This window comes from uncultured Mucilaginibacter sp. (assembly GCF_903913935.1).
Lineage (GTDB): Bacteria > Bacteroidota > Bacteroidia > Sphingobacteriales > Sphingobacteriaceae > Mucilaginibacter.
Map to the genome: position 1 here is coordinate 1 of NZ_CAIWNH010000456.1, position 1,657 is coordinate 1,657.

Below are 1,657 nucleotides of genomic sequence, written 5' to 3' on the forward strand. Positions count from 1 at the left end.
CTGCCAGCCGCCAGCAGGTTACTACCTTAAATGGTAACGGAACTGTAATAAGTTCAGGTCACTGGGTTCAGGTTTCAAGAATCGGTATGCCGCTTACTAACGAAGCTGTTATTCCGATAGGTATGAAAGATCTTTGGAATTCAATGACTCCATACCAGGATCTGGATTCAATTGCAACTTTTGGCCCTTACTTCTATCAGCCTGAATTATCTCTTTACATGGATAGCGCACACTACAGCGCAGCGGTACCAGCATTTGCACCACTGCAAATTCAGCGCCGTTCGTTACAGGCTTACGGTTTTGGTAATGACCAAATGGGCTTGTATGCTTTAACACAAGGCAGCCAGGTTGGTTTGATAGGAACAGCTTTTGATCCTACTACCTACCAAAGTTTATTATTGCCAAATAACCACTCACCACGTTCGGTAGATATTTGGCCGATATTTAATACCGGTGTGCCTAACCTGGTTCCTTACCAATTGGCAACGGGCAAAGCAGGCAATCCGCTTGCCGCAGGTAAACCGTTTATCAATAACTTTTTACCAACCGGTGGTGATATGTTACGTCTTAACATGGCCGTACCTGCTACACCGCGCAACAGCGCCGATTTTAGCAGTGAAGGTTTAATACAGGCTGCAGTATTAGGTTTAACAGATGCAAGATTTAATGGTAGCACAGCCTTACAAGCAATCCCTAACATGGATGGTTTCCCTAACGGACGCCGTTTGGAAGATGATGTTACCCGTATTGAACTGCAAACCGTAGGTGGTGCTGTATTGGCTGCCGTTGGTTTATGGTTTGATGATTATACTGCAGGTGGACCGAACCCGGTTACCCCGGCTTTATTGGCTCACTTAACCTATTCAACGGGTATAACACATAACGATACTACTTTCAGAACTTCATTCCCTTATCTGCAAACCCCATGGGGCGGAACAGGCCAGGGTGGCGGACAGCCGGTTGCTTATACTCAACCTGGTATTCTTTCTCCAACCACAGGTATTTTGGGTATCAGTGCTCCGGTAGTGTTTATGTCAGCATTCCCTAATCCGTTTACTAGTGAAAACATTATTAAATACAGGGTTGAGGCTAATGCTCACGTAACTATCCTGCTTTATAACATCGACGGCCAGTTAATTAAAACGCTGTTAGATGAAAATAAAACAGAAGGCGATTACACCGTTAACTGGAATGGCAATACGCTTAGCAACGGCACTTACTTTGCCCGTGCTATGCAAGGCGATAAATTAGTACAAACATTAAAGCTGGTTAAAACCAACTAGAATTTTTCAATCACAGGTAGGGCTCCGTTGCGCAAGCGCGGGGCTCTTTTTGTTTAATACGGGCACGCTGATTTTTTATGATGATTATGATCAAATACAGAATTTATTTTTTGGGCGAAGTGAATTGAAAGCAGCGGTAGTGTTTTTTTGTAGCTGCAATTCATAAATGGATTTAAATCATAATCATCATAACAAATCAGCGTCCTATTGCTTTAGCAGTTAAAAAGCGAATCAAAAATCCACGAATCGATTTTTAAATTAATAAACAGTATTTCTTTACCTTATCTGTTTTTCTTAATAATGTCTTTAATCATAACCATCATAATATATCAGCGTTCTATTGCCTTTTCCTAACTAAAGTAGCGCTCAAAAAA

General features: G+C 41.9%; 1 protein-coding gene. It reads left to right on the top strand.

The window, feature by feature from the left end; translation table 11 throughout:
* A partial coding sequence (locus QZY09_RS18240; RefSeq protein WP_295674685.1) for a DUF4331 family protein occupies positions 1-1,283 on the top strand: 1,283 nt, incomplete at its 5' end.
* Positions 1,284-1,657 lie beyond the last annotated feature (374 nt).